The 22,918-nt window shown below is 70.0% G+C and carries 18 protein-coding genes; 13 read left to right on the top strand and 5 right to left on the bottom strand.

Translation table 11 applies throughout. The annotated features are described in order from the left end of the window. The first annotated feature begins 11 nt into the window (after positions 1-11). From RGI145_RS15400 to RGI145_RS15390, 3 genes are read left to right on the top strand one after another with little or no spacing between them, the layout of a single operon-like run. Positions 12-1,295, top strand: coding sequence for an ABC transporter substrate-binding protein (locus tag RGI145_RS15400; RefSeq protein WP_075799042.1), 1,284 nt, complete (start codon positions 12-14; stop codon positions 1,293-1,295). Between the two features lie 3 nt (positions 1,296-1,298). Next, positions 1,299-2,327: a Gfo/Idh/MocA family protein gene (locus tag RGI145_RS15395; RefSeq protein ID WP_075799041.1), complete on the top strand. Its 1,029-nt coding sequence runs from the start codon at positions 1,299-1,301 to the stop codon at positions 2,325-2,327. An 11-nt stretch (positions 2,328-2,338) separates the two neighbouring features. Continuing rightward, positions 2,339-3,427, top strand: a complete 1,089-nt coding sequence (locus tag RGI145_RS15390) for a Gfo/Idh/MocA family protein (protein ID WP_075799040.1) — start codon at positions 2,339-2,341, stop codon at positions 3,425-3,427. Positions 3,428-3,470: 43 nt separating this feature from the next. On the opposite strand, the gene RGI145_RS15385 is transcribed toward RGI145_RS15390, so the two are convergent. From RGI145_RS15385 to RGI145_RS15370, 4 genes are read right to left on the bottom strand one after another with little or no spacing between them, the layout of a single operon-like run. Then, positions 3,471-4,166, bottom strand: a complete 696-nt coding sequence (locus RGI145_RS15385; protein WP_075799039.1) for an SDR family NAD(P)-dependent oxidoreductase — start codon at positions 4,164-4,166, stop codon at positions 3,471-3,473. A gap of 19 nt (positions 4,167-4,185) precedes the next feature. Further along, a complete protein-coding gene (locus tag RGI145_RS15380; RefSeq protein WP_075799038.1) occupies positions 4,186-5,709 on the bottom strand; it encodes an ABC transporter substrate-binding protein in 1,524 nt (507 codons plus the stop codon). Between the two features lie 47 nt (positions 5,710-5,756). Continuing rightward, positions 5,757-7,415: a hydantoinase B/oxoprolinase family protein gene (locus RGI145_RS15375; protein WP_075799037.1), complete on the bottom strand. Its 1,659-nt coding sequence runs from the start codon at positions 7,413-7,415 to the stop codon at positions 5,757-5,759. Then, positions 7,412-9,463: a hydantoinase/oxoprolinase family protein gene (locus tag RGI145_RS15370; RefSeq protein WP_075799036.1), complete on the bottom strand. Its 2,052-nt coding sequence runs from the start codon at positions 9,461-9,463 to the stop codon at positions 7,412-7,414. The genes RGI145_RS15375 and RGI145_RS15370 overlap by 4 nt, the downstream gene beginning before the upstream one ends. A gap of 421 nt (positions 9,464-9,884) precedes the next feature. Between RGI145_RS15370 and RGI145_RS15365 the strand changes: the two genes are divergently transcribed. The 4 genes from RGI145_RS15365 (at position 9,885) to RGI145_RS15350 (ending at position 14,336) form a co-directional block, all read left to right on the top strand. Further along, positions 9,885-11,189 carry an NAD(P)/FAD-dependent oxidoreductase gene (locus tag RGI145_RS15365; RefSeq protein WP_075799035.1) on the top strand — a complete coding sequence of 435 codons (1,305 nt, stop codon included), beginning with the start codon at positions 9,885-9,887 and terminating at the stop codon, positions 11,187-11,189. Positions 11,190-11,302: 113 nt separating this feature from the next. Then, on the top strand, positions 11,303-13,072 hold the full coding sequence (locus tag RGI145_RS15360) for an FAD-dependent oxidoreductase (protein ID WP_237183091.1): 1,770 nt from the start codon (positions 11,303-11,305) through the stop codon (positions 13,070-13,072). Between the two features lie 13 nt (positions 13,073-13,085). Beyond that, positions 13,086-13,322: a DUF2783 domain-containing protein gene (locus tag RGI145_RS15355; protein WP_075799034.1), complete on the top strand. Its 237-nt coding sequence runs from the start codon at positions 13,086-13,088 to the stop codon at positions 13,320-13,322. Between the two features lie 36 nt (positions 13,323-13,358). Then, positions 13,359-14,336, top strand: a complete 978-nt coding sequence (locus RGI145_RS15350; protein ID WP_075799033.1) for an MBL fold metallo-hydrolase — start codon at positions 13,359-13,361, stop codon at positions 14,334-14,336. Between the two features lie 7 nt (positions 14,337-14,343). On the opposite strand, the gene RGI145_RS15345 is transcribed toward RGI145_RS15350, so the two are convergent. Next, on the bottom strand, positions 14,344-14,904 hold the full coding sequence (locus RGI145_RS15345; RefSeq protein ID WP_075799032.1) for a MarR family winged helix-turn-helix transcriptional regulator: 561 nt from the start codon (positions 14,902-14,904) through the stop codon (positions 14,344-14,346). 68 nt (positions 14,905-14,972) lie between these two features. Between RGI145_RS15345 and hmgA the strand changes: the two genes are divergently transcribed. The 6 genes from hmgA (at position 14,973) to RGI145_RS15315 (ending at position 22,882) form a co-directional block, all read left to right on the top strand. After that, positions 14,973-16,331, top strand: coding sequence for a homogentisate 1,2-dioxygenase (hmgA, locus tag RGI145_RS15340; protein WP_075799031.1), 1,359 nt, complete (start codon positions 14,973-14,975; stop codon positions 16,329-16,331). Positions 16,332-16,351: 20 nt separating this feature from the next. After that, the gene (fahA, locus tag RGI145_RS15335; protein ID WP_075799030.1) at positions 16,352-17,701 is read left to right on the top strand and encodes a fumarylacetoacetase; all 1,350 of its coding nucleotides are present in this window, start codon (positions 16,352-16,354) and stop codon (positions 17,699-17,701) included. A gap of 19 nt (positions 17,702-17,720) precedes the next feature. Then, positions 17,721-18,353, top strand: coding sequence for a maleylacetoacetate isomerase (gene maiA / locus RGI145_RS15330; protein ID WP_075799029.1), 633 nt, complete (start codon positions 17,721-17,723; stop codon positions 18,351-18,353). Between the two features lie 744 nt (positions 18,354-19,097). Further along, entirely contained in the window at positions 19,098-20,108 is a 1,011-nt protein-coding gene (locus RGI145_RS15325; RefSeq protein ID WP_075799028.1) for a CobW family GTP-binding protein, read from the top strand. After that, positions 20,108-21,148 carry a WD40 repeat domain-containing protein gene (locus RGI145_RS15320; protein ID WP_075799027.1) on the top strand — a complete coding sequence of 347 codons (1,041 nt, stop codon included), beginning with the start codon at positions 20,108-20,110 and terminating at the stop codon, positions 21,146-21,148. Before RGI145_RS15325 ends, RGI145_RS15320 begins: the two co-directional genes overlap by 1 nt. 69 nt (positions 21,149-21,217) lie before the next feature. Continuing rightward, the gene (locus RGI145_RS15315; protein ID WP_075799026.1) at positions 21,218-22,882 is read left to right on the top strand and encodes an alpha-amylase family protein; all 1,665 of its coding nucleotides are present in this window, start codon (positions 21,218-21,220) and stop codon (positions 22,880-22,882) included. The last annotated feature ends 36 nt before the right edge of the window (positions 22,883-22,918 follow it).

Below are 22,918 nucleotides of genomic sequence, written 5' to 3'. Positions count from 1 at the left end.
CAGGAGGAAACATGTCCACGAGGCGGAACCTCATGCTGGGCGGGATGGCGTCGCTCGGCCTTCTCGCGGGCGGTGGCAGGCTGGCCAGGGCGCAGGCGGCGGTGCGGCTGCGCATGACCTGGTGGGGCACCAAGGAGCGCGCGGACCGGACCACCAGGGTCAGCGCCCTCTACAGCCAGCTCCACCCGAACGTGTCGGTGGACAGCGAGAACATGGGCTGGAGCGACTACTGGCCCAAGCTCGCCACCCAGGTCGTCGGCCGCAACGCGCCGGACCTGATCCAGATGGACTACCGCTACCTCTTCGAATACGCACGCCGCGGCGTGCTGCTGCCGCTCGATCCCTATGTGCCCCAGACGTTGCAGATCGCCGACTGGGACCCGAAATTCGTCGATGTCGGCAAGGCGGCCGGCAAGCTCTACGGCATCAATTTCGGGGCCAATTCGCCCTCGATGATGTTCAACCGCACGCTGCTGGAACAGTTCGGCCTGCCGCAGCCGACGCCCGAGCTGACCTGGGACGCCTATGCGAAGCTGGGCGAGGAGATCACCCGCAAGGCCAGGAAGCCGGATTTCTACGGCCTCTCGGATGCCGGGCAGCAGGAGCCGATCCTGGAGATCTTCCTGCGCCAGAAAGGCAAGCTGCTCTACACGCCGGACGACAAGCTGGGCTTCACCACCGCGGATATGGAGGAATGGTTCGGTTACTGGGACGGGCTGCGCAAGCGCAAGGCCTGCGTGCCGGCGGAGGTCCAGGCGCTCTACCAGAACAGCCTGGAAACCAGCCCGCTGACCCTGGGCAAGGCAGCCATCGACTTCGCCCATTCCAACCAGCTCGTGGCGATGCAGAAGCTGAACCGCGACCGCGTCGCCATGACCATGGTGCCCACCGTCGCCCCGGACGCCCCGCCCGGCCAGTACCTGAAGCCATCGCAGCTGCTCAGCGTCTATGGCCGCTCGCCCCGGGCGGAGGAGGCGGTGAAGCTGCTGAACTTCTACGTCACCGATCCGCGCGCGGGCGAGATCCTGGGCGTGGAGCGCGGCGTGCCCATCGCCACGGCCCAGCGCGAGGTCATCAAGAAGGGCATGGACGATTCCAGCAAGGAGCTGGTCGCCTATATCGACATGGTCAGCACGCGGGTCGGCCCCGTGCCGCCGCCGCCGCCGAAGGGGGCGGGCGAGATCGCCAACATCCTGAAGCGGACCAACGAGGAGATCGGCTTCGGGCGCTTGTCGCCGAAGGACGGCGCGAAACGCTTCGTGAACGAGGCCAACGACGTGCTGGAGCGCGGCTGAACCATGACGGCCTTCCGTTTCGCGGTCATCGGCATCAACCACGACCATATCCACGGCATGATGCGCGCGATGCGGGAGGCCGGCGGGGAATGCGCCGGCTTCCACGCGCCGGAGGACGACCTCGCCGCCGCCTTCCAGGACCGCTACCCGGAAATCCCGCGCATCGCGGATCGCCGGCGCATCCTGGAGTCCCCGGAGATCGGCCTGGTCCTCAGCGCCGCCATCCCCTCCGACCGCGCCGGCATCGGCATCGAGGCGATGCGCCACGGCAAGGACGTGCTGGTGGACAAGCCCGGCATGCTCACGCCGGAAGATCTGGCGGCGGTCCGCGCCGCGCGGGCGGAAACGGGCCGCTTCTACAGCATCTTCTTCTCGGAACACCTGGACCAGCGTTCGACGGTCCGGGCCGGGGAGCTGGTGCGCCAGGGCGCGATCGGAGAGGTCGTGAACACCGTGGGCCTCGGCCCGCACCGCCTCAGCGCCCCAAAGCGTCCGGACTGGTTCTTCGATCCCGCCCGCAACGGCGGCATCCTCACCGACATCGCCAGCCATCAGGCGGAGCAGTTCCTCTTCTTCGCCGATGCCATGGGCCAGGATGTGGAGGGCGAGGTCCTTTCCGCCACGGTCGGCAACCGCGCCCTGCCGGAACATCCCCGCTTCCGCGACTTCGGCGACATGCACCTGCGCGCCGGCACGGTGACCGGCTATGTCCGGGTGGACTGGTACACCCCCGATGCGATGCCCGTCTGGGGCGACGGGCGGCTGGTGATCCTCGGCACCCAGGGCACGATCGAGCTGCGGAAGTATTTCGACCCCGAGGGACGCCCGGGCGGCGACCACCTCTTCCTCTCGAACCGGGACGGCGTCCGCTACATCGACTGCAACGACACGGTGCGGCCCTTCGGCCGCCTCTTCGCCAACGACCTGCGCGACCGCACGGAAACCGCCATGCCGCAGGAACTCGGCTTCAAGGCCATGGAACTCGCCCTGACCGCCCAGGCCATGGCGGATCGCGCCTTCGCCGGGAAGTGAGGAGCCGGACCATGCCCATCAGACGCAAACTCGCCATCGTCGGTGCCGGGATCGGCCGGCGGCACATGGAGGAAGGCTACCTCCCCTATCCGGACCTCTTCGAGGTGGTCGCGATCTGCGACATCGACCCGCAGCGCCTCGCCGCTTTCGCCGCCGACTACGGCATCCCCCGCGCCACGCCCAGCTTCGCCGAGGTGCTGGCCATGCCGGATGTGGAGATCGTGGACATCTGCACGCCGCCCGGCCTGCATGGCGAGCAGATCATGGCCACGCTCGCCGCCGGCAAGCACGCGGTCTGCGAGAAGCCCCTGGTCGGCTCCCTGCAGGAAGTGGATGCGGTGATCGCCGCCGAGGCGCGCTCGGCGGGCCGGGTCATGCCGATCTTCCAGTACCGCTACGGCGACGGCTTCCAGAAGGCGAAGCACCTCGTCGCGAGCGGCATCGCCGGCAAGCCCTATCTGGCGACGGTGGAAACGGCCTGGCAGCGCCTGCCGGAATACTACGCCGTGCCCTGGCGCGGCCGCTGGAGCACCGAGCTGGGCGGCACGCTGATCACCCATGCGATCCACCCGCACGACATGCTTTGCGAGCTGATGGGGCCGATCCGCGACGTCTATGCCCGCACGGCCACGCGCGTTCATCCCCATATCGAGGTGGAGGACTGCGCCGTCGCCAGCCTGACCATGGAAAGCGGCGCCCTGGTCTCGCTCGCCGCCACGGTGGGATGCCAGGAACAGATCACGCGCCTGTACCTCTGCTTCGAGAACCTGACCTTCGAGAGCAGCCCGGGCCCCTACAATCCCGGCGAGGACCCCTGGCGCATCGTCCCGCGCGACGCCGCCACGGCGGCCCGGGTCGAGGAAGCGCTGCGCGGCTGGGTGCCGGTGCCGCCGCGCTTCACCGGCCAGATGCGCGACTTCCACGCCGCGCTGGAAAGCGGCGGCGAACTGCCGGTGACGCTGGCCGATGCCCGCCGCTCGCTGGAGTTGCTGACGGCGATGTACCATTCCGCGGAAACCGGCGAGGCCGTCATCCTGCCCATCGGCCCGACGCACCCGCGCTATGCGAGCTGGCGGCCGGTGGAACAGGAAGCCGCCTGAGCGATGGCGGCGGGGGAGGGGATCGCCCTCTCCCGCCCCGCCCTCAGAACAGGTCCTCCAGCCGGCAGTTGACCAGCAGTTCCGCCACCACCGCCTCGTCCGGCAGCAGCAGGCAGGTCTCGATCAGCCGGGCGAGATCGGCGGGCTGCGTCATCTTCTCGCGCGGCCAGCTCGTGACATGGCCCGTCATGTCCGTATCGACGAAGGAAGGGCAGACGGCGGTGGCGCGGATGCCCTGCTCCCAGCCCTCCCGCCGGACCTCGTGCGTCAGCGCCACCACGGCGAACTTGCTCATCGCATAGCCGAGATTGGCGTTCTTCACCCGCTTGCCCGACAGCGAGGACAGGTTCACCACCCGCCCATGCCCGGCCGCTGCGAGATGGGGCCAGGCGAGGCGGATCAGCCGCGCCGGCCCCTTCACGTTCACCCGCCACAGCGCATCCAGCGCCGTCTCGTCGGCGTCGTGCAGGCCGGCCATGGGGTTGATCCCCGCCGCGTTCACCAGCCCGTCCACCCGCCCGTGCCGGGCCACGGTCCCGGCCACCCAGGCCTCCGCGCTGGCCAGGTCCTCCGCGTCGTAGCGGTGCCGGCTCAGGCGTGGATGCTCCGGCAGGGCATCGGGGTTCCGCACCCCGGCGGACACGGCGAAGCCGCTCTCCAGCAGCCGCTCCGCCACCGCCCGCCCGATGCCGCGCGAGGCACCGGAAACCATCACCACGCGCCCCTGCGCATCCAGCATCAGATCCTCCCCCGCACCGTCATGACAGGCTCGCCGCTTCGAGCGTGGCCGGGGCATAGAAGGTCAGCGGCCCCGGCAGGTTGGCGAAGCCCTTGAGGGCCGAGGTCATGGCATAGCCCTGCGAGCGGTAGCAGAGCGCCAGCATCGGCACGTTCTCCACCACCAGATCCTGCACCCTGGCATAGATCGCCTTGCGCTTCGCCAAGTCGCTCTCGCCGCGCCCCTGGGCCAGCAGCTCGCTCAGCCCCGGTGTGGTGAAGCCGGTGCTGCGGATGTAGGAAGTGGGCAGGCTGTTGTCGATCGTCGGGCTCAGCCCGTCCGGATCGGTGATCTCGACCGCCGTGCCGTTGATGGCGAGGTCGTACTGCCCGCGATTGCCGAGCTGCACGCGGGTCGCCCAGTCCGGCAGGTTCATCTGCACCTGGATGCCGATGGCGGCGAGGTTCTGCTGCACCACCTCGGCCGTGTCCTTGTGCATGCCGTACTGCGCCGTGGAGAGCAGGTTGCAGGAGAAGCCCTCCGCCAGCCCCGCCCTGGCCAGCAGCGCCTTGGCCTGGGCGGGATCGAAGCGGAAGGTCCTGTTGGCGCTCTCGGAATAGAAGGGGCTGCCGGGCAGCAGCGGAACGCCGTGGATCGGCGTGCCGCGTCCGAAGAAGGCGCCCTTGATGATGTCGTCCCGGTTGATGGCGAAGCCGATCGCCTGCCGCACCAGCGGATTGGCCAGCGGCCCGCTCCGCCCGTTGAACTGCAGGTACATGAAGGGGCCGTTCTGCGTGTCCAGCCTCAGCTTCGGCTCGGCCTCGATCCGCCCCATGGACTGCCACGGCACATAGTCGATCAGGTCCACATCGCCCGCGACCAGCGCGGCCACGCGGGCATTCTCGTCGGGATAGGCGACGACGCGCACGCCCTTCAGCTTCGGCAGGCCGGGCTTGTAGAAGCCCGGGAAGGCTTCCAGCTCGATCGAGGTGCCGCGCTCGGCGGACTTCATGACGAAGGGGCCGCAGCCCACGCCCACCCCGCCGCGCTCGATCGAATCCTTCTGCACCATCGGCATGAAATAGGTCGCCAGCCATTCGGGGATGGTGACCATCGGCTGCTTCATCACCAGCCGCACGGTGCGGGCATCCGGCGTCTCGATGCGCTCCACCGTCTGCATCTGCGGCCGCATATAGGCGGTGGACTTCTCGCCGCCGACCTGTTCCAGGGACCACTTCACGTCCTCGGCGGTCATCTTCCGGCCGTTGTGGCAGGTGACGTCGCGCAAATGGAAGACCCAGTCCTTGCCGTCGGCCTCCCAGCGCTCGGCGATCTCGCCCTGCAGCCGGCCCTGCGCGTCGAAGGACAGCAGCCCCCGGTGCATCAGGGACACCACCGTGCCGGCGGCGGAGCCGGCATTGATCCAGGGTGTCAGGTTGGGCGGATAGGAGGAGAGGCCGAGGCGCAGCACGCCGGCGGCATCCGCCGCCCGGGCGGAGAGCCCGAGCAGCGGCAGGGCCATGCCGGCCCCGAGCAGCGAGCGACGGGCAATGCGTGGAGACATGTCGTCAGTCCTTCCCAGGGCCGGCCGGGCGGCCGGGCATGATGCTCTCAGGCCGCGCCGTAGACGCGGCGCGCGGTCTCGGGGTCGATGCGGCGTTCCGCCAGGTCGCGGGCGACCTCCTCCGCGCCGCGGCCGGAAGGCGGGCCATAGCCCCCGGCACCGGGGGTGACGATCTCCACCACCTGCCCCGGGCTGAGCACCCCGGAACCATGGTCGAAGGGCGCCACGCCCTCCCCATAGACGAAGCCGCCCATGCCGCCCGGCAGACCGCCAGCCAGCCCCCAGGGCGCGGAGCGCAGGCGCGAGCCATCGACGCGCAGCCGGCACTCGGCCTCGGCGCGATAGACCCGGCGCAGCCCCATGCCGCCGCGATGCGTGCCGCAGCCGCCGGAACCGTCCACCAGCTCATAGCGCAGCAGGGTCAGCGGATATTCCAGCTCCAGCGCCTCCGCCGGGAGGTTGGAGGTGTTGGTCATGTGGACATGCACGCCGTCCAGCCCGTCCTTGTCGTGACGCGCCCCGGAACCGCCGCCGATGGTCTCCAGATAGACCCAGATCTCCCCTGTGCCCGGCTGCGTGCCGACGAAGGTGGCGGAGGCGACGGAACCGTTGCAGGCGGCGATCACCCGCTCCGGCACCACCTGGGCCAGGGCGCCGTGGATCAGGTCCACCACGCGCTGGCAGGCGGCGATGCGCCCGTTCACCGCCGCGGGGGCGGTGCAGTTCACGATGCTGCCCTCCCGCGCCGTGACCGTCAGCGGCCGGGCGAGCCCGGCATTGGGCAGGATGGTCGGGTCCACCACCGTCTTCACCGCGTAATAGACGGTGGACAGCAGCGCCGTGTAGACCATGTTCAGCCCGGCCCGGACCTGGTCCGGCGCCTCGAAATGCAGGCGCATCTCGTCGCCCGCCACGGTGATCTCACAGGACATGGTCAGGTCCCGGTCGATCTCGGGGTTGTCGAACAGATCCTCGAAGCGGTAGGTGCCGTCCGGGATGGTGGCGATGCCCGCCCGCATCTTGCGCTCGGCATAGTCCAGCAGCGCATCGCCCGCCGCCAGCACCGTGTCCGTGCCGTATTTCGCGCAGAGCGCCTGCATCCGCTCCACGCCCAACCGGTTGGCCGCCATCTGCGCCCGCAGGTCCGACAGGCGCTCGCGCGGCACCTGGCAGTTCAGCAGCAGCAGCTCCTGCACGTCCTTCTGCAACTCGCCGGCGCGGTACAGGCGGATCGGCGGGATGCGGATGCCTTCCTGGAAGATATGGGCATGGCCGCGATCGGCGAAATCGGCATGGTGCGCCGTGTTCACCGCCCAGGCGACGATGCGGCTCGCCCCGCCATCCTCCACGAAGACCGGCTCGGCCAGCACGATGTCCGGCAGATGCGTGCCGCCGCCCTCATAGGCGTCGTTGCCCATGAAGACGTCGCCCGGCCGCATCTCCGCGACCGGATGCCGCTTGAGGATATGCGGGATGATCCCGATGAAGGAGCCGAGATGCATCGGGATGTGCTCGGCCTGGCACAGCGTCTCGCCCGCCGTGTTGAACAGGGCCGTGGAGCAGTCCCGCCGCTCCTTGATGTTGGTGGAATAGGAGGCGCGCACCAGCGCCTCGCCCATCTCCTCGGTGATCGAGGACAGGGCGGAGGAGATCACCTCGACGGTGATGGGATCGACCGCGACGCGGTCCTGCGCGGCGGCGCTCATGCGGCCTCCAGGATCAGGTTCAGATAGGGTTCGACGCGGGCGGCCATCGCGGGCAGCACCACGGTGGTGGTGTCCATCTGCTCGATGATGGCCGGCCCCTGGACGATGTTGCCGGGCCGCAGCTTCGCGCGGTCGTAGATGGGGCAGGGGGTCCAGCCGCCGGCCTCGGGCATCCAGACCTCGCGCTCGCCGATCCGCGCGGCGGAGGCGTCCGGCCCTTCCTCCGGCTGCGGCTGGAAAGCCGCCTTGCGCACCACCCCTGTCGCCTCGACGCGATAGGTGACGAGCTGCACCGTCTCCCCCTCCGCCACGAAGCCGTAGCGCTGCCGGTGCGCGGCGGCGAAGCCCCCGGCCAGGGCGCCAAGCGTCGCGGCCCCGATCTCCCCCTCGGGGAGCGGGATGCTCAGCTCGTAGTTCTGCCCGGCATAGCGCATGTCCACCGTGCGCTTCAGGCGCTGCGCCTCCGGCGCGATGCCCTCGGTGCCGAACCAGGCCCGGGCCTGGGTCTCCAGCCCGGCGAAGGCCTCGCGCATCAGCGGCAGCGAATCCTCCCCCAGCACCGCCAGCCGCGTGGAGGCGAAATCCGCCCGCAGATCGGTCAGCAGCAGCCCGGTGGCGCAGAGGATGCCCGGCGTCAGCGGCACCAGGATGCGGGAGATGTCGAGCTCCTTCGCCAGCCGTGCCGCGTGCAGCGGCCCGGCGCCGCCGAAGGCCACCAGCGTGTAGTCGCGCGGATCGTGCCCGCGCTGCACAGAGATGACGCGGATGGCCCGCGCCATGTTCGCCGTCACCACGCTGATGATGCCCTGCGCCGTGGCCATCACGTCCAGCCCCAGCTTCTCCGCCAGCCGCCCGATCGCCTCGCGCGCTAGGTCCTGCCGCACCGGCATGCGCCCGGCCAGCAGATGCGTCGGGTTCAGCGTCTGCAGCACCACGTTCGCATCGGTGGTGGAGGGCTCGGTGCTGCCCTTGTCGTAGCAGACCGGCCCGGGGAAGGCGCCGCAGGAGCGCGGCCCCACCTTCAGCAGCCCGCCGGAATCCACATAGGCGATGGAGCCGCCACCCGCCCCCACCGTGTGGATATCGAGCATCGGCGCCTTGATCGGATAGCCATGCACCTCCGCTTCGCCGGTCAGGCGGCACTGGCTGTCCTTGAGCAGCGCCACGTCGGTGGAGGTGCCGCCCATGTCGAAGGTGATCAGGTCGGGGATGCCGACCATCCGCCCGATCTCCTGCGCCGCCACCACGCCGGTGGAGGGGCCGGACAATACCGTGCGGACGGGCAGCCGCGCCGCCGCCTCGAAGCCGATGACGCCGCCATTGCTCTGCGTGAGCTGCGGCGTGACAGTCAGGCCGAGGTCGCGCAGCCGGGCGGAAAGGCGGCGGATATACCCCTCCATCACCGGGCCGAGATAGGCGTTCACCGCGGTGGTGGAGAGGCGCTCGAACTCGCGGAACTCGGGCGCCACCTCGTGGCTGGCGCAGACGAAGGCCTCGGGGAACTCCTCCTCCACGATGCGCTTCGCGGCGGCCTCGTGCTCCGGCCGGACGAAGCCATACAGGAAGGAGACGGCCACGGACTTCACCCCCGCCGCCCGCAGCGCCCGGGCGGCCTCGCGCACCGCCTGCTCGTCCAACGCGGTCTCCACCCGGCCGTCGTGGTGGACCCGCTCCGGCACCTCCAGCCGCAGGTCGCGCGACACCAGGATCTCCGGCTTGTCGGCCTGCAGGTCGTAGAGATCCGGCCGCTTCTGCCGCCCGATCTCCAGCAGGTCGCGGAACCCGTCCGTGGTGATCAGCCCGGTCTTCACGCCCCGGTGCTGGATCAGCGCATTGGTCGCGACCGTGGTGCCATGGCCCAGGAAGCCCACCTCGCCGGCGGCGACGCCGACCTGTCCGATGCCCTCCTCGAAGCCCTGCGCGATGCCGCGCGAAGGATCGTCCGGTGTGGAGGACACCTTCCACACCGCCATCCGCCCGGTCTCCTCCTCGAAGAGGCAGACATCGGTGAAGGTGCCGCCGGAATCCACCCCGATACGCCAGACCATCCGATCAATCCCCTCATCCGCTTCTGGGCCGGGGGGCATGCCCCCGTCCGCTTCCTCGCCGCAGTCCCGCCGGTCGCGGCGGGCCGGTCCCGGTCCGTCCTGCCGCCGCTTCCGGCACTCTCCACCCGCGACGGGCCTGCTGTCTTCATGCGCTGCGGCAAGACGCCCGTCCGGGGGTGGACACCCTGCCGGAAGCAAGAGGCGGGCCAGGAAGGTTCCGGCCCGGCCCGGTCTCGGTGGGACGAGGCGCAGATCCCGGTATACCCAACCACCGGGGCACCAGCGGGGCCGCCCAGGATTCCCCCAGGCCGGATACGGGCTTGCGGTGGCCCGGGACTTGCTGCTCCAGTTCCTCTGTATGCCGTCGGAGCCGCCCGCCCGGCGCCATCCGCCATCCGGGCCCTGGAGAAGCAGAGACACCATGTCCCCACCCGTCGATCCCGTGGAATCCGATCCCAGCCTGCCGGCGCGCGTCGATGTCGTGGTGATCGGCGGCGGCATCATCGGCGTCAGCACCGTGCTCGCCCTGGCGGAGAAGGGCATCTCCGCCGCGCTCTGCGAGAAGGGCCGCATCGGCGGCGAGCAGTCCAGCCGCAACTGGGGCTGGTGCCGCACCATGGGCCGCGACCCGCGCGAGATCCCGTTGAGCATCGAGGCGCAGCGCATCTGGCGCGGCCTCGATCGACGCCTGGGCATCGACACGGGCTACCGCCAGTCCGGCATCGTCTATCTCTGCGAAGGGCCGGCCGATATCGCCCGGCACGAGGCCTGGCTGGAACACGCGAAGCTCTACCAGCTCGACAGCCGCATGCTCGGCACGGCGGAGGTCGATGCGGTGCTGCCCGGCTCCGCCCGGCGCTGGCCGGCCGGCCTCTACACCGCCAGCGACGGGCGCGCCGAGCCGCAGCGCGCCGCCCCGGCCATCGCCCGCGCGGCACGGGAGAGGGGAGCCGCCATCCTCACCGGCTGCGCCGTGCGCGGCCTGGACCGGCAGGGCGGCCGCATCGCCGGGGTGGTGACGGAGAAGGGGCGCATCGCCTGCGATTCCGTGGTGCTGGCGGGTGGCGCCTGGTCGCGCCTCTTCTGCGGCAATGTCGGCTTCGACCTGCCGCAGATGAAGGTGCTGGGCTCGGTCCTGCGCACCCAGCCGCTGGAAGGGCTGCCCGAAACCGCGGCAGCCGCCTCGGACTTCGCCTTCCGCAAGCGCGCCGATGGCGGCTACACCATCTCGCAGCGCGCCGCCGTCTCGGACATCACGCCGGACAGCTTCCGCCTTTTCCTCGACTTCCTGCCCAATCTGCGCGCGACCTGGAGCGACCTGCGCCTGCGCGTCGGCGGCCGCTTCCTGGAGGAATGGCGCATCCCCCGCCACTGGGGAATGGAGGAAGCCTCGCCCTTCGAGGCGGTGCGGGTCCTCGACCCCGTCCCCTCCCGCGCCCTGCTGGACGGCGCCCGCGCCAACCTGACGCGCGCCTTCCCGGGCTTCGCCGCGATGCAGGTGGCACAGGAATGGGGCGGGCTGATCGACGTGACGCCCGATGTCGTGCCCGTCATCTCCGCGGTGGAGCGCATCCCCGGCCTGCATATCGCCACCGGCTTCTCCGGCCATGGCTTCGGCATCGGACCAGGGGCGGGGCGCCTGATGGCCGATCTGGTGGCCAACGACACCCCCATCGTGGACCCCACGCCCTTCCGCCATGACCGCTTCCGCCGCTCGGCAGCCTGACCCTCAAGGCGACCTGACCCCCGGGGCGACCCACCGCCGAAGCGCCTTGACCGGATCATATCATATGAGACATATCTGTCCCTGAAACGCGCAGGAACGCCGGAAAGGCGTCCGTGGAAGGGAGGATCAAGGGGTTGCAGGAAGCCGTCTCGCCATCCGTGCCGGGCCTCGCTCCCCCGGTCTCCCCCTTGGCACTTCCCCTGCCCGCCGCCCCGGCGCCCGACTACCAGGCGCTCCGCTTCGGCTACCGCCGTTCCGCCGACCAGGATGCCGCCCAGCCGGTGCGCCATCCGGTGGTGGTGGTCGGCGCCGGCCCGGTCGGACTGGCCACGGCCATCGACCTCGCGCAATCCGGCACGCCCGTGGTGGTGCTGGACGACGACGACCGCCTCGCCGGCGGCTCCCGCGCCATCTGCTTCGCCAAGCGCACGCTGGAGATCTTCGACCGCCTCGGCTGCGGCCATCGCATGGTCGAGAAGGGCGTGGTTTGGAACTGCGGCAAGGTCTTCTTCCGCGACGAGCCCGTCTACAGCTTCGACCTGCTGCCCGAGACGGGCCACGCCCGCCCGGCCTTCGTCAACCTGCAGCAGTACTACGTCGAAGGCTTCCTGCTGGAACGCGCGCGGGACCTCCCGAACCTGGAAATCCGCTGGAAGAACAGCCTCGCGGGCCTGGAGAACGGCCCCGATGGCGTGCGCCTGGAGGTGGAGACGCCGGACGGTCCCTACAGCCTCCTGGCCGACTGGCTGGTCGCCGCCGATGGCGGCCGCAGCCAGACGCGCCGCCTCATGGGGCTGGAAAGCAAGGGCCAGGTCTTCCGCGACCGCTTCCTCATCGCCGATGTGCGGATGGAGGCGGGCTTCCCCTCCGAGCGCTGGTTCTGGTTCGACCCGCCCTTCCACCCCAACCAGTCCGTGCTGCTGCACCGCCAGCCGGACAATGTCTGGCGCATCGACTTCCAGCTCGGCTGGGATGCCGATCCGGAGGCCGAGAAGCGCCCCGAACACGTCATCCCCCGCGTCCGGGCGCTGCTCGGCGAGGACCGCGCCTTCACCCTGGAATGGGTCAGCGTCTACAGCTTCGTCTGCCGCCGCATGGACCGCTTCCGGCACGGCCGCGTGCTGTTCACCGGCGACGCCGCGCATGGCGTCTCTCCCTTCGGGGCCCGCGGCGCCAACAGCGGCGTGCAGGATGCCGAAAACCTCGCCTGGAAGCTCGGCCTCGTGCTGCGGGGCGCCGCGCCGGAGAGCCTGCTCGACAGCTATGACGGGGAGCGCGTCTTCGCCGCCGACGAGAACATCCGCCACTCGACGCGCAGCACCGATTTCATCACGCCGAAGAACGAGGCCAGCCGGGCCTTCCGCGATGCCGTGCTGGACCTGGCGCGCGACTGCAACTTCGCCCGGCGCATGGTCAACAGCGGCCGCCTTTCCGTCCCGGCGGTGCTGCGCGATTCTCCGCTGAACACGCCGGATGGCGAGGCCTTCGCCGGCGCCATGGTGCCCGGCGCGGCGGCGGCCGATGCGCCCGTGCATCGGGATGGGGCGGCGGAATGGCTGCTGCCGCATCTGGGCGGCGGCTTCACCGGCCTGCTCTTCGCCACGGCACCGCCATCGCCCGGCCTACTGGCCGCCCTGCGCGCGCTCGATTCCGGCGCCGTGCCGATGCGCCTCGTGATCCTTCGCCCCGCCGGCTCCGCACCCTTCGCCGTGGAAGGCGCCACGGTGCTGGAGGATGCCGGGGGCCTGGCATGGGAACGCTACGATGCCGGGGAGGGGAGCTTCTATCTCCTCCGCCCCGACCAGCATGTCTGCGCCCGCTGGCGCACCGCCGACCCCGCCCGCATCCTGGCCGCGCTCGCCCGCGCCAGCGGCAATGCCTGAAGGGACGCCCGCCATGCCCGGCACGCTGAACACCGAGCCCAATATCGAGGCGCCGGACGACTTCTACGCCGCCCTGATCGATGCCCAGCGCGGCCTCACCCCGGCGCAGAGCCAGCAGGTGAATGCGCGGCTGATCCTGCTCCTCGCCAACCATATCGGCGATGCGCGGGTGCTGGAACAGGCCCTGGCCCGCGCCCGCCAGGGCATCGTCCCTGCCGGCACCGACGAGACCCTCCGCGTCACGCACTGAAGCGTGGCACGAACCGAAGAGAACGAGGACCACGCCATGTCATTCGCCAGCACCACGGATCTCGCCGAGAAGAAAGTCTCCTTCGAGGAGCTCGGCCCCGGCCTCTACGGCTACACCGCCGAGGGCGACCCCAATTCCGGCGTGATCATCGGCGACGATTCCGTGCTGGTGGTGGATGCCCAGGCGACGCCGCGCATGGCGCAGGACGTGATCGCCCGCATCCGCACCGTGACCGACAAGCCGGTGAAGCATGTGGTGCTCTCGCACTACCACGCCGTGCGCGTGCTCGGCGCCTCAGGCTACGAAGGCGCGGAGATCATCGCCTCCGACGTCACGCGCGACATGATCGTGGAACGCGGCCAGCAGGACATGGACAGCGAGATCGGCCGCTTCCCGCGCCTGTTCCGCGGCAAGGAGAGCATCCCCGGCCTCACCTGGCCCCACATCACCTTCCAGCGGAAGATGACGCTCTGGCTCGGCCGGCGGGAGGTGCAGATCATCCATATCGGCCGCTCCCACACGGCGGGCGACACGGTGGTCTGGCTGCCGGAGGAGCGCGTGGCCTTCGCCGGCGACACGGTGGAATTCGGCGCCACCCCCTATTGCGGCGACGCGCATTTCACCGACTGGCCGGACACGCTGGCGGCGCTGAAGGCACTGGGCCCCAAGGCCATGGTGCCGGGCCGTGGCCGCTCCCTGGTCACGGAGGCCGACATCGCGGAGGGCATCGAGGGCACCGCCTCCTTCACCACCGACCTCTTCCGCATCGCCAGGGAAGGCGTTGCGGCCGGCCAGGAACTCGGCGAGATCTACGCGACCGCCATGGACCGGATGCGCCCGAAATACGGCCACTGGGTGATCTTCGAGCACTGCATGCCCTTCAACGTCAGCCGCGCCTATGACGAGGCGCGCGGCCTCGACCGCCCGCAGATCTGGACCGCCGAGCGGGACGTGGAGATGTGGCGCGCCCTGGAAGGCAGCCGCCCCGTGAAATCCGCCGAGCTGGACGGCTGATCCCCGCTCAGCCCTCCGCCTCCTCCGCCTCCCCGTGCCCGGCTTCCTCGCCCAGCATCTCGCGCGCCCGCGTGCCGATCTTGTCGAGGATGCCGTCGAGCTGCCGCTGCTCCGCTTCGGTCAGCGCCGAGGCCAGCGCCGCCTGCAACGTCAGGGCCAGCGGCACGATCTGGCGATAGGTCGCCAGCCCCTGCCGCGTCAGGCTCAATATCTGCGCCCGCTGGTCGCGCGGATGGGTGCGCCGGTCCAGCAGCCCCTTGTCGGCGAGGCGGATCACGGCGCGGCTGACCCGCACCCGGTCCATGCCGGTGCGCTCGATCACCTCCTGCGTGCTGGGCGAGCCCTGTTCGCCCACCACCGCCACCACGCGCCATTCCGGGATGCTGAGGCCGAAACGTTCCTGGTAGCGGGTGGCGAAGAGGCCGCTCACCGCCTCCGTCACCACCGACAGGCGATAGGGGAGGAACTCCCCCAGGACCAGCGGCCGGGGCGTTTCCCCATCGGCCCCATTCCCAGCCCCGGCAGCAGGCCGCGCGGCGCGGGCCGCATTTCGTGCTTTCGATATCATATGAGACGATATAAAACCCTTTGCCGAACTATCATAACCGGCTCTGACCCGGATCGGGAGCAAGACGCATGAACCAGACCGTGAAACCCGCGCTGGCCGTGGCGCCGTCCACCGCGACGAACCAGGCGGCCTACCTGTCCGGCTTCGGCAACGGCTTCGAGACGGAGGCGCTGCCGGGCGCCCTGCCCATCGGCCGCAACTCGCCGCAGCGCTGCGCCTACGGCCTCTATGCCGAGCAGCTTTCCGGCTCCCCCTTCACCGCGCCGCGCGCCACCAACGAGCGCTCCTGGCTCTACCGCATCCGCCCGACCGTGACGCATTGGGGCCAGTTCCGGAAGATCGACGCCGGCCTCTGGCGCACGGCGCCCTGCACGGAAACCGAGATGGCCCCGGCGCCGCTGCGCTGGGACCCTGTGCCGCTGCCGGAAGGGCAGGGCACGGGCTTCCTGGAAGGCATCCGCACCATCACCACGGCCGGCGACGCGGCGACCCAGGCGGGCATGGGCAGCCATCTCTATCTCGTCACCCGCTCCATGCGCGACGAGTACTTCTACAACGCCGATGGCGAGATGCTCTTCGTCCCGCAGCAGGGCGACCTGCGGCTCTGGACCGAGTTCGGCATCATCGACATCGAACCGGGCGAGATCGCGGTGATCCCGCGCGGCGTGAAGCTCCGCGTGGAGCTGCATGACGAACAGCCGGCACGCGGCTACCTCTGCGAGAACTACGGCGGCGCCTTCACCCTGCCGGACCGCGGCCCGATCGGCGCCAACTGCCTGGCCAATCCGCGCGACTTCCTCACCCCCGTGGCGGCCTATGAGGACCGCGACGCGCCCTCGACTCTCACCATCAAGTGGGGCGGCAGCCTGTGGCGCGCGGAGATCGCGCATTCGCCGCTCGACGTGGTCGCCTGGCACGGCAACTACGCCCCCTACAAATACGACCTCCGCCGCTATTCGCCGGTCGGCCCGATCCTCTTCGATCATGCCGACCCCTCGATCTTCACCGTGCTCACCTCGCCCTCCGAGACGCCGGGCACGGCCAATATCGACTTCGTCATCTTCCCCGACCGCTGGCTGGTGGCCGAGAACACCTTCCGCCCGCCCTGGTACCACATGAACGTGATGAGCGAGTTCATGGGCCTGATCTACGGCGTCTATGACGCCAAGACCGGCGGCGGCTTCGCGCCGGGCGGCTTCTCGCTGCACAACACCATGCTGCCGCACGGGCCGGACCAGCTTTCCTTCGAGAAGGCGAGCAACGCCGAGCTCAAGCCGCACAAGCTGGAAGGCACGCTGGCCTTCATGTTCGAGACCCGCTTCCCCCAGCGCGTGACCCGCTTCGCGGCGGAGGCACCGCAACTGCAGTCCGACTACACCGGCTACGGCCTGGGCCTGCACAAGAACTTCGACCCGAACCGCCCGTGAGCCGGACCGCGAGAGACACCATGACCGAGACCCCCCTCGACGCCACCCATGACCCCGCCCTCCGCTCCTGGGTGCCGGGGGCGGACGGGCACGCGGATTTCCCGATCCAGAACCTGCCCCTCGGCATCTTCTCGTCGGCCGGGGCGGGGAAACGCGGCGGCGTGGCGATCGGCGACCATGTGCTGGACCTCCCGGCGGCACTGGCCGCCGGACTCTTCGCCGGGGAGGCCGCCCGGGCTGCCGAGGCCGCTTCCGCCAGAACGCTGAACGGCTTCCTCGCCCTCGGCGCCGCCCCGCGCCGCGCCCTGCGCGCCCGCCTGTCGGAAATCCTTGCCCTGGGCAGCCCCCTGGACAGCCCCCTGGACAGCCCCCTGGGCAGTGACGACCGCGCTCGGGCCGAGCCCTGCCTGCTGCCCCTGGCGGACTGCACCCTGCACCTGCCGGCGCAGGTCGGCGACTACACGGATTTCTACGTCGGCATCCACCACGCCACCAACATCGGCAAGGTCTTCCGCCCGGACAATCCGCTGCTGCCGAACTACAAATACGTGCCCATCGGCTATCATGGCCGCGCCTCCTCGCTCCGCGTCTCGGGCACGGATGTGCGGCGCCCGAAAGGACAACTGAAGGCACCCGAAGCCGAGGCGCCGCGCTTCGCGCCCTGCGAGCGGCTGGACTACGAGTTGGAGCTCGGCATCTGGGTCGGCCCCGGCAACGAACTGGGCGAGCCCGTCCCGGTGGGCGAGGCCGCCTCGCATGTCGCGGGCTACTGCCTGCTCAACGACTGGTCGGCGCGCGACATCCAGGCCTGGGAATACCAGCCGCTCGGCCCCTTCCTGTCCAAGAACTTCGCCAGCACCCTCTCGCCCTGGGTGGTGACGCCGGAGGCCCTGGCACCCTTCCGCATCGCCCAGCCACCCCGGCCCGAGGGCGACCCGGCCCCGCTGCCCTATCTGCTGGACGAGGCCGACCAGCGCACCGGCGCCCTCGACCTGGAACTGGAGGTGCTGCTCTCCACGGCGCGGATGCGGGAGCAGGGGCTGCCCCCGCACCGCCTCTCCCTGTCCAACGCGCGGCACATGTACTGGACCGTGGCGCAGATGCTCGCGCACCACACCAGCAACGGCTGCAACCTGCAGCCGGGCGACCTGCTGGGCTCCGGCACGATCTCCGCGCCCGATCCCACGGGCTTCGGCTCACTGCTGGAAACGACGCGCGGCGGCAAGGAGCCGGTGGCGCTGCCCTCCGGCGAGAGCCGCCGCTTCCTGGAGGATGGCGACGAGGTCACGCTGCGTGCCCGCGCCCGCCGCGACGGCGCCGCCCCCATCGGCTTCGGCGAGTGCCGCGCCATCATCCTTCCGGCCCGCTGACGCGGCGAAAGGCGAAACGATGCGCCTGCACGGCTATTTCCGCTCCTCCGCCGCCTGGCGCGTGCGGATCGCCCTGAACCTGAAGGGCCTCCGCCCCGGCCAGGCCTTCCACCACCTGCGCCATGGCGGGCAGCGGGCGCCGGACTATCTCCGCCTGAATCCGCAGGGCCTGGTGCCCGCCCTGGAGACGGACGAGGGCGCGGTCCTCACCCAGTCCCTGGCCATCTGCGAATGGCTGGAGGAAGGCTGGCCCGAGCCGCCCCTGCTGCCCTCGGGGCGCGACGACCGCGCCCGGGTCCGCGCCTTCGCCCAGGCCATCGCCTGCGACATCCATCCGGTGCAGAACCTCAAGGTCCTGGCCCGGCTGCGCGGCCTGGGACTGCCCGAGGAGGAGGTCACGGCCTGGGCCCGCTGGGCGATCGGCGATGGCCTCGCCGCCTGCGAGGCGCTGATCCACGACCAGCCGGGTCCCTTCTGCTTCGGCACGGCGCCGACCCTGGCCGACATCGCGCTGGTGCCGCAACTCGGCAATGCCCGCCGCTTCGGCTGCGACCTCGCCGCCCTTCCGCGCCTCCTGGCGGCGGAGGCGGCCTGCAACGCCCTCCCGGCCTTCGCCGAGGCCGCCCCGGCGCGTCAGCCGGACGCGGAATAGGACGAGCCCTGGCAGGCACGGACGTCTCCCCTGGCCACCCCCAGGGGAGAGGCGCCGCCTCTTCCCCGGAACCCCCTCACCGCCAGGACGCTTCGCGCCCTGGACCCCGGGAGTTGGCACCCACGGTCACCCTCGGTCCGCCGGTCCCATCCCGCAGGGCTGGCGGAAACAGCAGGCGCCCGAAGAATCAAGCACACCTGTCCGCGCGCGTGGCACCGGCCATCGCCGGGGAGCATCGCTCTCCGGCGTGATCCAGCCGCGGCAGGTGCCAGCGAAGGGGAGGTCCAGGACCCTCAGGGTCCTGGCGGATGGGGGTACGGGGGCAAGGCGGAGCCTTCCCCCGGGCCATGTGTCCCGCCGCACGGATCGGAGCACAGCCCCCTGACACGCCTTGCTTCCTCGCTGGCGGCGCGATATAGGAATATAATCAAGACGCATCCCGCGCCATTCCCTCCAAGGCGCCACCTGCCCCGGACCGGAAGGGTCGGCTTCGCCCCGAGGATCGAAGCCCTGCATCCGCCGGGACAGATAAAGGGCTAAAATCCTAAAACGCTAAAACCCTAAAGTGTCATGGCTGGCGGCATGCCCCGGCCCGGTGCCAGGCAGAAGCGCGCCCCGAACGGCGCGCAGGGCCGCCACCCACCCCGGGCGCGGCCCCTTCTGGCCCGGCCCCGTGACCAAGCGGGCAAACCGTACCATATAACGCCCTGAACCCTGTTTCCCCGACTTCCGGAGGGCCTCCGCATGTCCGCCACGACCACCCAGGATGCCAAGCCGCAGGAGCGCGAGCCCGTTCCCGTGACCGTGCTCACCGGCTATCTCGGCGCCGGCAAGACCACCCTGCTGAACCGCATCCTCACCGAGAACCACGGCCAGAAATTCGCGGTCGTGATCAACGAGTTCGGGGAGCTCGGGGTGGACAACGACCTTGTCGTCGATGCCGACGAGGAGGTCTTCGAGATGAACAACGGCTGCATCTGCTGCACCGTGCGCGGCGACCTGATCCGCATTCTGGGCGGCCTGATGAAGCGCCGCGACCGCTTCGACGGCATCATCGTGGAGACCACCGGCCTCGCCAACCCGGCGCCGGTGGCCCAGACCTTCTTCGTCGACGAGGACGTGAAGAAGGCCACCCGCCTGGATGCCATCGTGACGGTGGTGGACGCCAAGCACCTGCTGGAGCGCCTGGGCGACAGCCCCGAGGCGGAGGAGCAGGTGGCCTTCGCCGACCTGATCGTGCTGAACAAGATGGACCTTGTGACGCCGGAACAGGCCGACGAGGTCGAGCGCCGCATCCGCGCCATCAACCCCACCGTCGAGATCCGCCGCGCCACAAAGTCCGATATCCCGGTGGAAAGCGTGATCGGCCGCGACGCCTTCAACCTGGAGCGCATCCTGGAGCGCGAGCCGGAATTCCTCTCCGGCGAGGACGAGCACAGCCATGACAGCGAGGTGCTGAGCGTCTCCTTCGAGGTGGACAAGCCGATCGACGAGGCGAAGTTCAACGCCTGGATCAGCGAGGTGCTGGCCACCCAGGGGCAGGACCTCCTCCGCACCAAGGGCATCCTCTACTACAAGGGCCAGGAAGGCCGCCGCTTCGCCTTCCAGGCCGTGCACATGATCGCCGACGGCGACTACATCCCGCTCGCCGCCGCCGATGCCGAGGGGCCGCGCAAGTCCCGCATCGTCTTCATCGGGCGCAACATCAACCGCCCTCGCCTGCGCCGCGGCTTCGAATCCACGGTCGCCGCCTGATGTCGGAAACGCTCGGCAACGTCGATTTCGTGCTGGAAAGCCGGGGCACCTCGCGCGACCTCGGCGCCTGGGTCGTGGGCGCCGCCTTCGGCCATGACGGAGGCTCCGCCGCCTTCGCCCTGGGCGACGGCACCCTGCACCTGGCCGACCTGCGCGACCTGTCCGGCGAATGGCGCCGGGTCGAGGCGCATGACGGCGCGGCGCAGTCCCTGGTGCCGGATTGCGCCGATGGCTACCTCTCCGGCGGCGACGACGGCCGCCTGCTGCGCACCAGCCCGGCGGGCGAGGTCACGGAACTGGCCAGTTTCGGCATGATGAAATGGGTGGAACACCTCGCCACCCATCCCTCCGGCGTGCGCGTCGCGGCGGTGGGCAAGGCGGTGCATGTCCTCGACGGCAAGGGAAAGACGCTCAAGACGCTCGCCACCCCCTCCACCGCCGGCGGCGTCGCCCTCGATGCCAAGGGCAAGCGGATCGCGGCCAGCCACTACAACGGCGCCTCGATCTGGTTCGTCGCGGCGAAGGAGGACAACCCGCGCAAGCTGGACTGGAAGGGCAGCCACCACGCCATCGCCTTCTCGCCCGACGGCTCCCATGTCGTCACCGCGATGCAGGAGAACGCGTTGCACGGCTGGCGCCTGACGGACGGGCAGCACATGCGCATGTCCGGCTACCCGTCCAAGACGCGCTTCCTGTCCTTCACCCCCAAGGGCCGCTGGCTCTGCACCTCGGGTTCCGAGGCGGTGATCTGCTGGCCTTTCTTCGGCGGCGGCCCGATGGGCAAGGCGCCGGAGGAGATCGCGGGCGGCGACGGCGTGCTCTGCACCGCGGTCGCCTGCCATCCGAGCCAGGAGGTCTTCGCCGCCGGCTTCTCCGATGGGCTGGTGCTGATGGCGGAGATCGCGTCCAGCAAGATCGTGCCGCTGGCGGCACCCGGCCGGGGCCCCGTCTCGGCGCTGAGCTGGAACAGCACCGGAACGCATCTCGCCTTCGGCAGCGAAACGGGCTTCGCGGCGTTGATCGACCTGGCGCGGCGGTAAGGGAGCCAGGGGCTTCGCCGGCTGGCGGCACCTCCGCCAGCGCCGCGAAGCAGTTCCGGGAGCCCTCGCTTGATCGACGACCTCTGGTACAAGAACGCCGTCATCTACTGCCTGTCGGTCGGCACCTACATGGATGCCAATGGTGACGGCGTCGGGGATTTCGAGGGGCTGACCCGGCGCCTCGACTACCTCCAGGGCCTGGGCATCACCACCGTCTGGCTGATGCCCTTCCAGCCTTCGCCGGGCCGCGACAACGGCTACGACATCAGGGACTATTACGGCGTCGATCCCCGCTACGGCACGCTGGGCGACTTCGTGGAATTCACCCATGCCTGCCGCCAGCGTGGCATGCGCGTGATCATCGACCTCGTGGTCAACCACACCTCGGACGAGCATCCCTGGTTCCAGTCCGCCCGCAAGGACCCGGCTTCGCCCTATCGCGACTGGTATGTCTGGGCCGACCGGAAGCCCGCCCATGCGGATCAGGGCGTCGTCTTCCCCGGCGTGCAGGACAGCACCTGGAGCCGCGATCCCGTCGCGAAAGCCTGGTACTTCCACCGCTTCTACGAATTCCAGCCCGATCTCAACACCGCCAACCCGCATGTGCAGGCGGAAATCCTCAAGATCATGGGCTTCTGGCTGCAACTCGGCGTGTCCGGATTCCGGATGGATGCCGTGCCCTTCGTCATCGCGAAGAAGGGCCCCGGCGTCACGAGGCCCGTCGAGCAGTACGACATGCTGCGCAGCTTCCGCGAATTCCTGCAGTGGCGGCGCGGCGACGCCATCATCCTCGCCGAGGCCAATGTGCTGCCGAAGGCCGACCTCCAGTATTTCGGCGACGACGGCGACCGCATGCACATGATCTTCAACTTCCAGGTCAACCAGACCCTGTTCTACGCCCTGGCCAGCGGCGACAGCCGCCCGCTGGTCAAGGCCATGGAGAAGACCAAGCCCCGCCCTGCCACGGGGCAATGGGGTTTGTTCCTGCGCAACCATGACGAGCTCGATCTCGGCCGGCTGACGGAGCGGCAGCGCCAGACCGTCTTCGATGCCTTTGGCCCCGACCCCTCGATGCAGCTCTACGGGCGCGGCATCCGCCGGCGCCTCGCCCCCATGCTGCAGGGCGACCGGCGCCGGATCGAGCTGGCCTACAGCCTGATGATGACCCTGCCGGGCACGCCCGTCCTGCGCTATGGCGACGAGATCGGCATGGGCGACGACCTGAGCCTGCCGGAACGCGAATGCGCCCGCACGCCGATGCAATGGTCCAGCGAGCCGCAGGCCGGCTTCACCAGGAGCAGCCATCCGGCGAAACCCGTCATTTCCGGCGGCGCCTATGGCTTCGAGCACGTCAACGTCGCCGACCAGCGGCGGGACCCGGAATCCCTGCTGAACTGGACCGAGCGCATCATCCGCATGCGCAAGGAGGTGCCGGAAATCAGTTGGGGCGATTTCGAACCTGTCTCCACCGGCACGCCGGAGGTTCTGGCGCTGCGCTACGACTGGCGGCGGAACTCGGTGCTGGTGATCCACAACCTGAGCGCCGAGGCGCGGGAGATCATGATCGACCCGGGCGCCGAGGGTTCGCACGACAGCCTTCTGGTGAACCTGCTGTCTGGTGACCACAGCCGCCCCGACAAGCACGGCCGCCACCGCATCCTGATGGAGGCCTATGGCTATCACTGGTACCGCGTCGGCGGCCTCGACTACCTGCTCCGCCGCAGCGAGGTCTGACCACCGCCCTCCACCTCATGTGAGTGCCTTCGTGAA

It is taken from the genome of Roseomonas gilardii (assembly GCF_001941945.1).
Classification (GTDB): domain Bacteria; phylum Pseudomonadota; class Alphaproteobacteria; order Acetobacterales; family Acetobacteraceae; genus Roseomonas.
This window is presented reverse-complemented; position numbering and strand designations above follow the sequence as displayed.

Bases quoted from the DNA above. Each gene is read 5' to 3' on its own strand.
- maiA (WP_075799029.1), top strand. From the start codon at position 17,721: ATGCGCCTGCACGGCTATTTCCGCTCCTCCGCCGCCTGGCGCGTGCGG.
- RGI145_RS15325 (WP_075799028.1), top strand. From the start codon at position 19,098: ATGTCCGCCACGACCACCCAGGATGCCAAGCCGCAGGAGCGCGAGCCC.
- fahA (WP_075799030.1), top strand. From the start codon at position 16,352: ATGACCGAGACCCCCCTCGACGCCACCCATGACCCCGCCCTCCGCTCC.
- RGI145_RS15320 (WP_075799027.1), top strand. From the start codon at position 20,108: ATGTCGGAAACGCTCGGCAACGTCGATTTCGTGCTGGAAAGCCGGGGC.
- RGI145_RS15385 (WP_075799039.1), bottom strand. From the start codon at position 4,166: ATGCTGGATGCGCAGGGGCGCGTGGTGATGGTTTCCGGTGCCTCGCGC.
- RGI145_RS15390 (WP_075799040.1), top strand. From the start codon at position 2,339: ATGCCCATCAGACGCAAACTCGCCATCGTCGGTGCCGGGATCGGCCGG.
- RGI145_RS15355 (WP_075799034.1), top strand. From the start codon at position 13,086: ATGCCCGGCACGCTGAACACCGAGCCCAATATCGAGGCGCCGGACGAC.
- RGI145_RS15395 (WP_075799041.1), top strand. From the start codon at position 1,299: ATGACGGCCTTCCGTTTCGCGGTCATCGGCATCAACCACGACCATATC.
- RGI145_RS15345 (WP_075799032.1), bottom strand. From the start codon at position 14,904: ATGATATCGAAAGCACGAAATGCGGCCCGCGCCGCGCGGCCTGCTGCC.
- hmgA (WP_075799031.1), top strand. From the start codon at position 14,973: ATGAACCAGACCGTGAAACCCGCGCTGGCCGTGGCGCCGTCCACCGCG.
- RGI145_RS15350 (WP_075799033.1), top strand. From the start codon at position 13,359: ATGTCATTCGCCAGCACCACGGATCTCGCCGAGAAGAAAGTCTCCTTC.
- RGI145_RS15370 (WP_075799036.1), bottom strand. From the start codon at position 9,463: ATGGTCTGGCGTATCGGGGTGGATTCCGGCGGCACCTTCACCGATGTC.
- RGI145_RS15380 (WP_075799038.1), bottom strand. From the start codon at position 5,709: ATGTCTCCACGCATTGCCCGTCGCTCGCTGCTCGGGGCCGGCATGGCC.
- RGI145_RS15375 (WP_075799037.1), bottom strand. From the start codon at position 7,415: ATGAGCGCCGCCGCGCAGGACCGCGTCGCGGTCGATCCCATCACCGTC.
- RGI145_RS15400 (WP_075799042.1), top strand. From the start codon at position 12: ATGTCCACGAGGCGGAACCTCATGCTGGGCGGGATGGCGTCGCTCGGC.
- RGI145_RS15365 (WP_075799035.1), top strand. From the start codon at position 9,885: ATGTCCCCACCCGTCGATCCCGTGGAATCCGATCCCAGCCTGCCGGCG.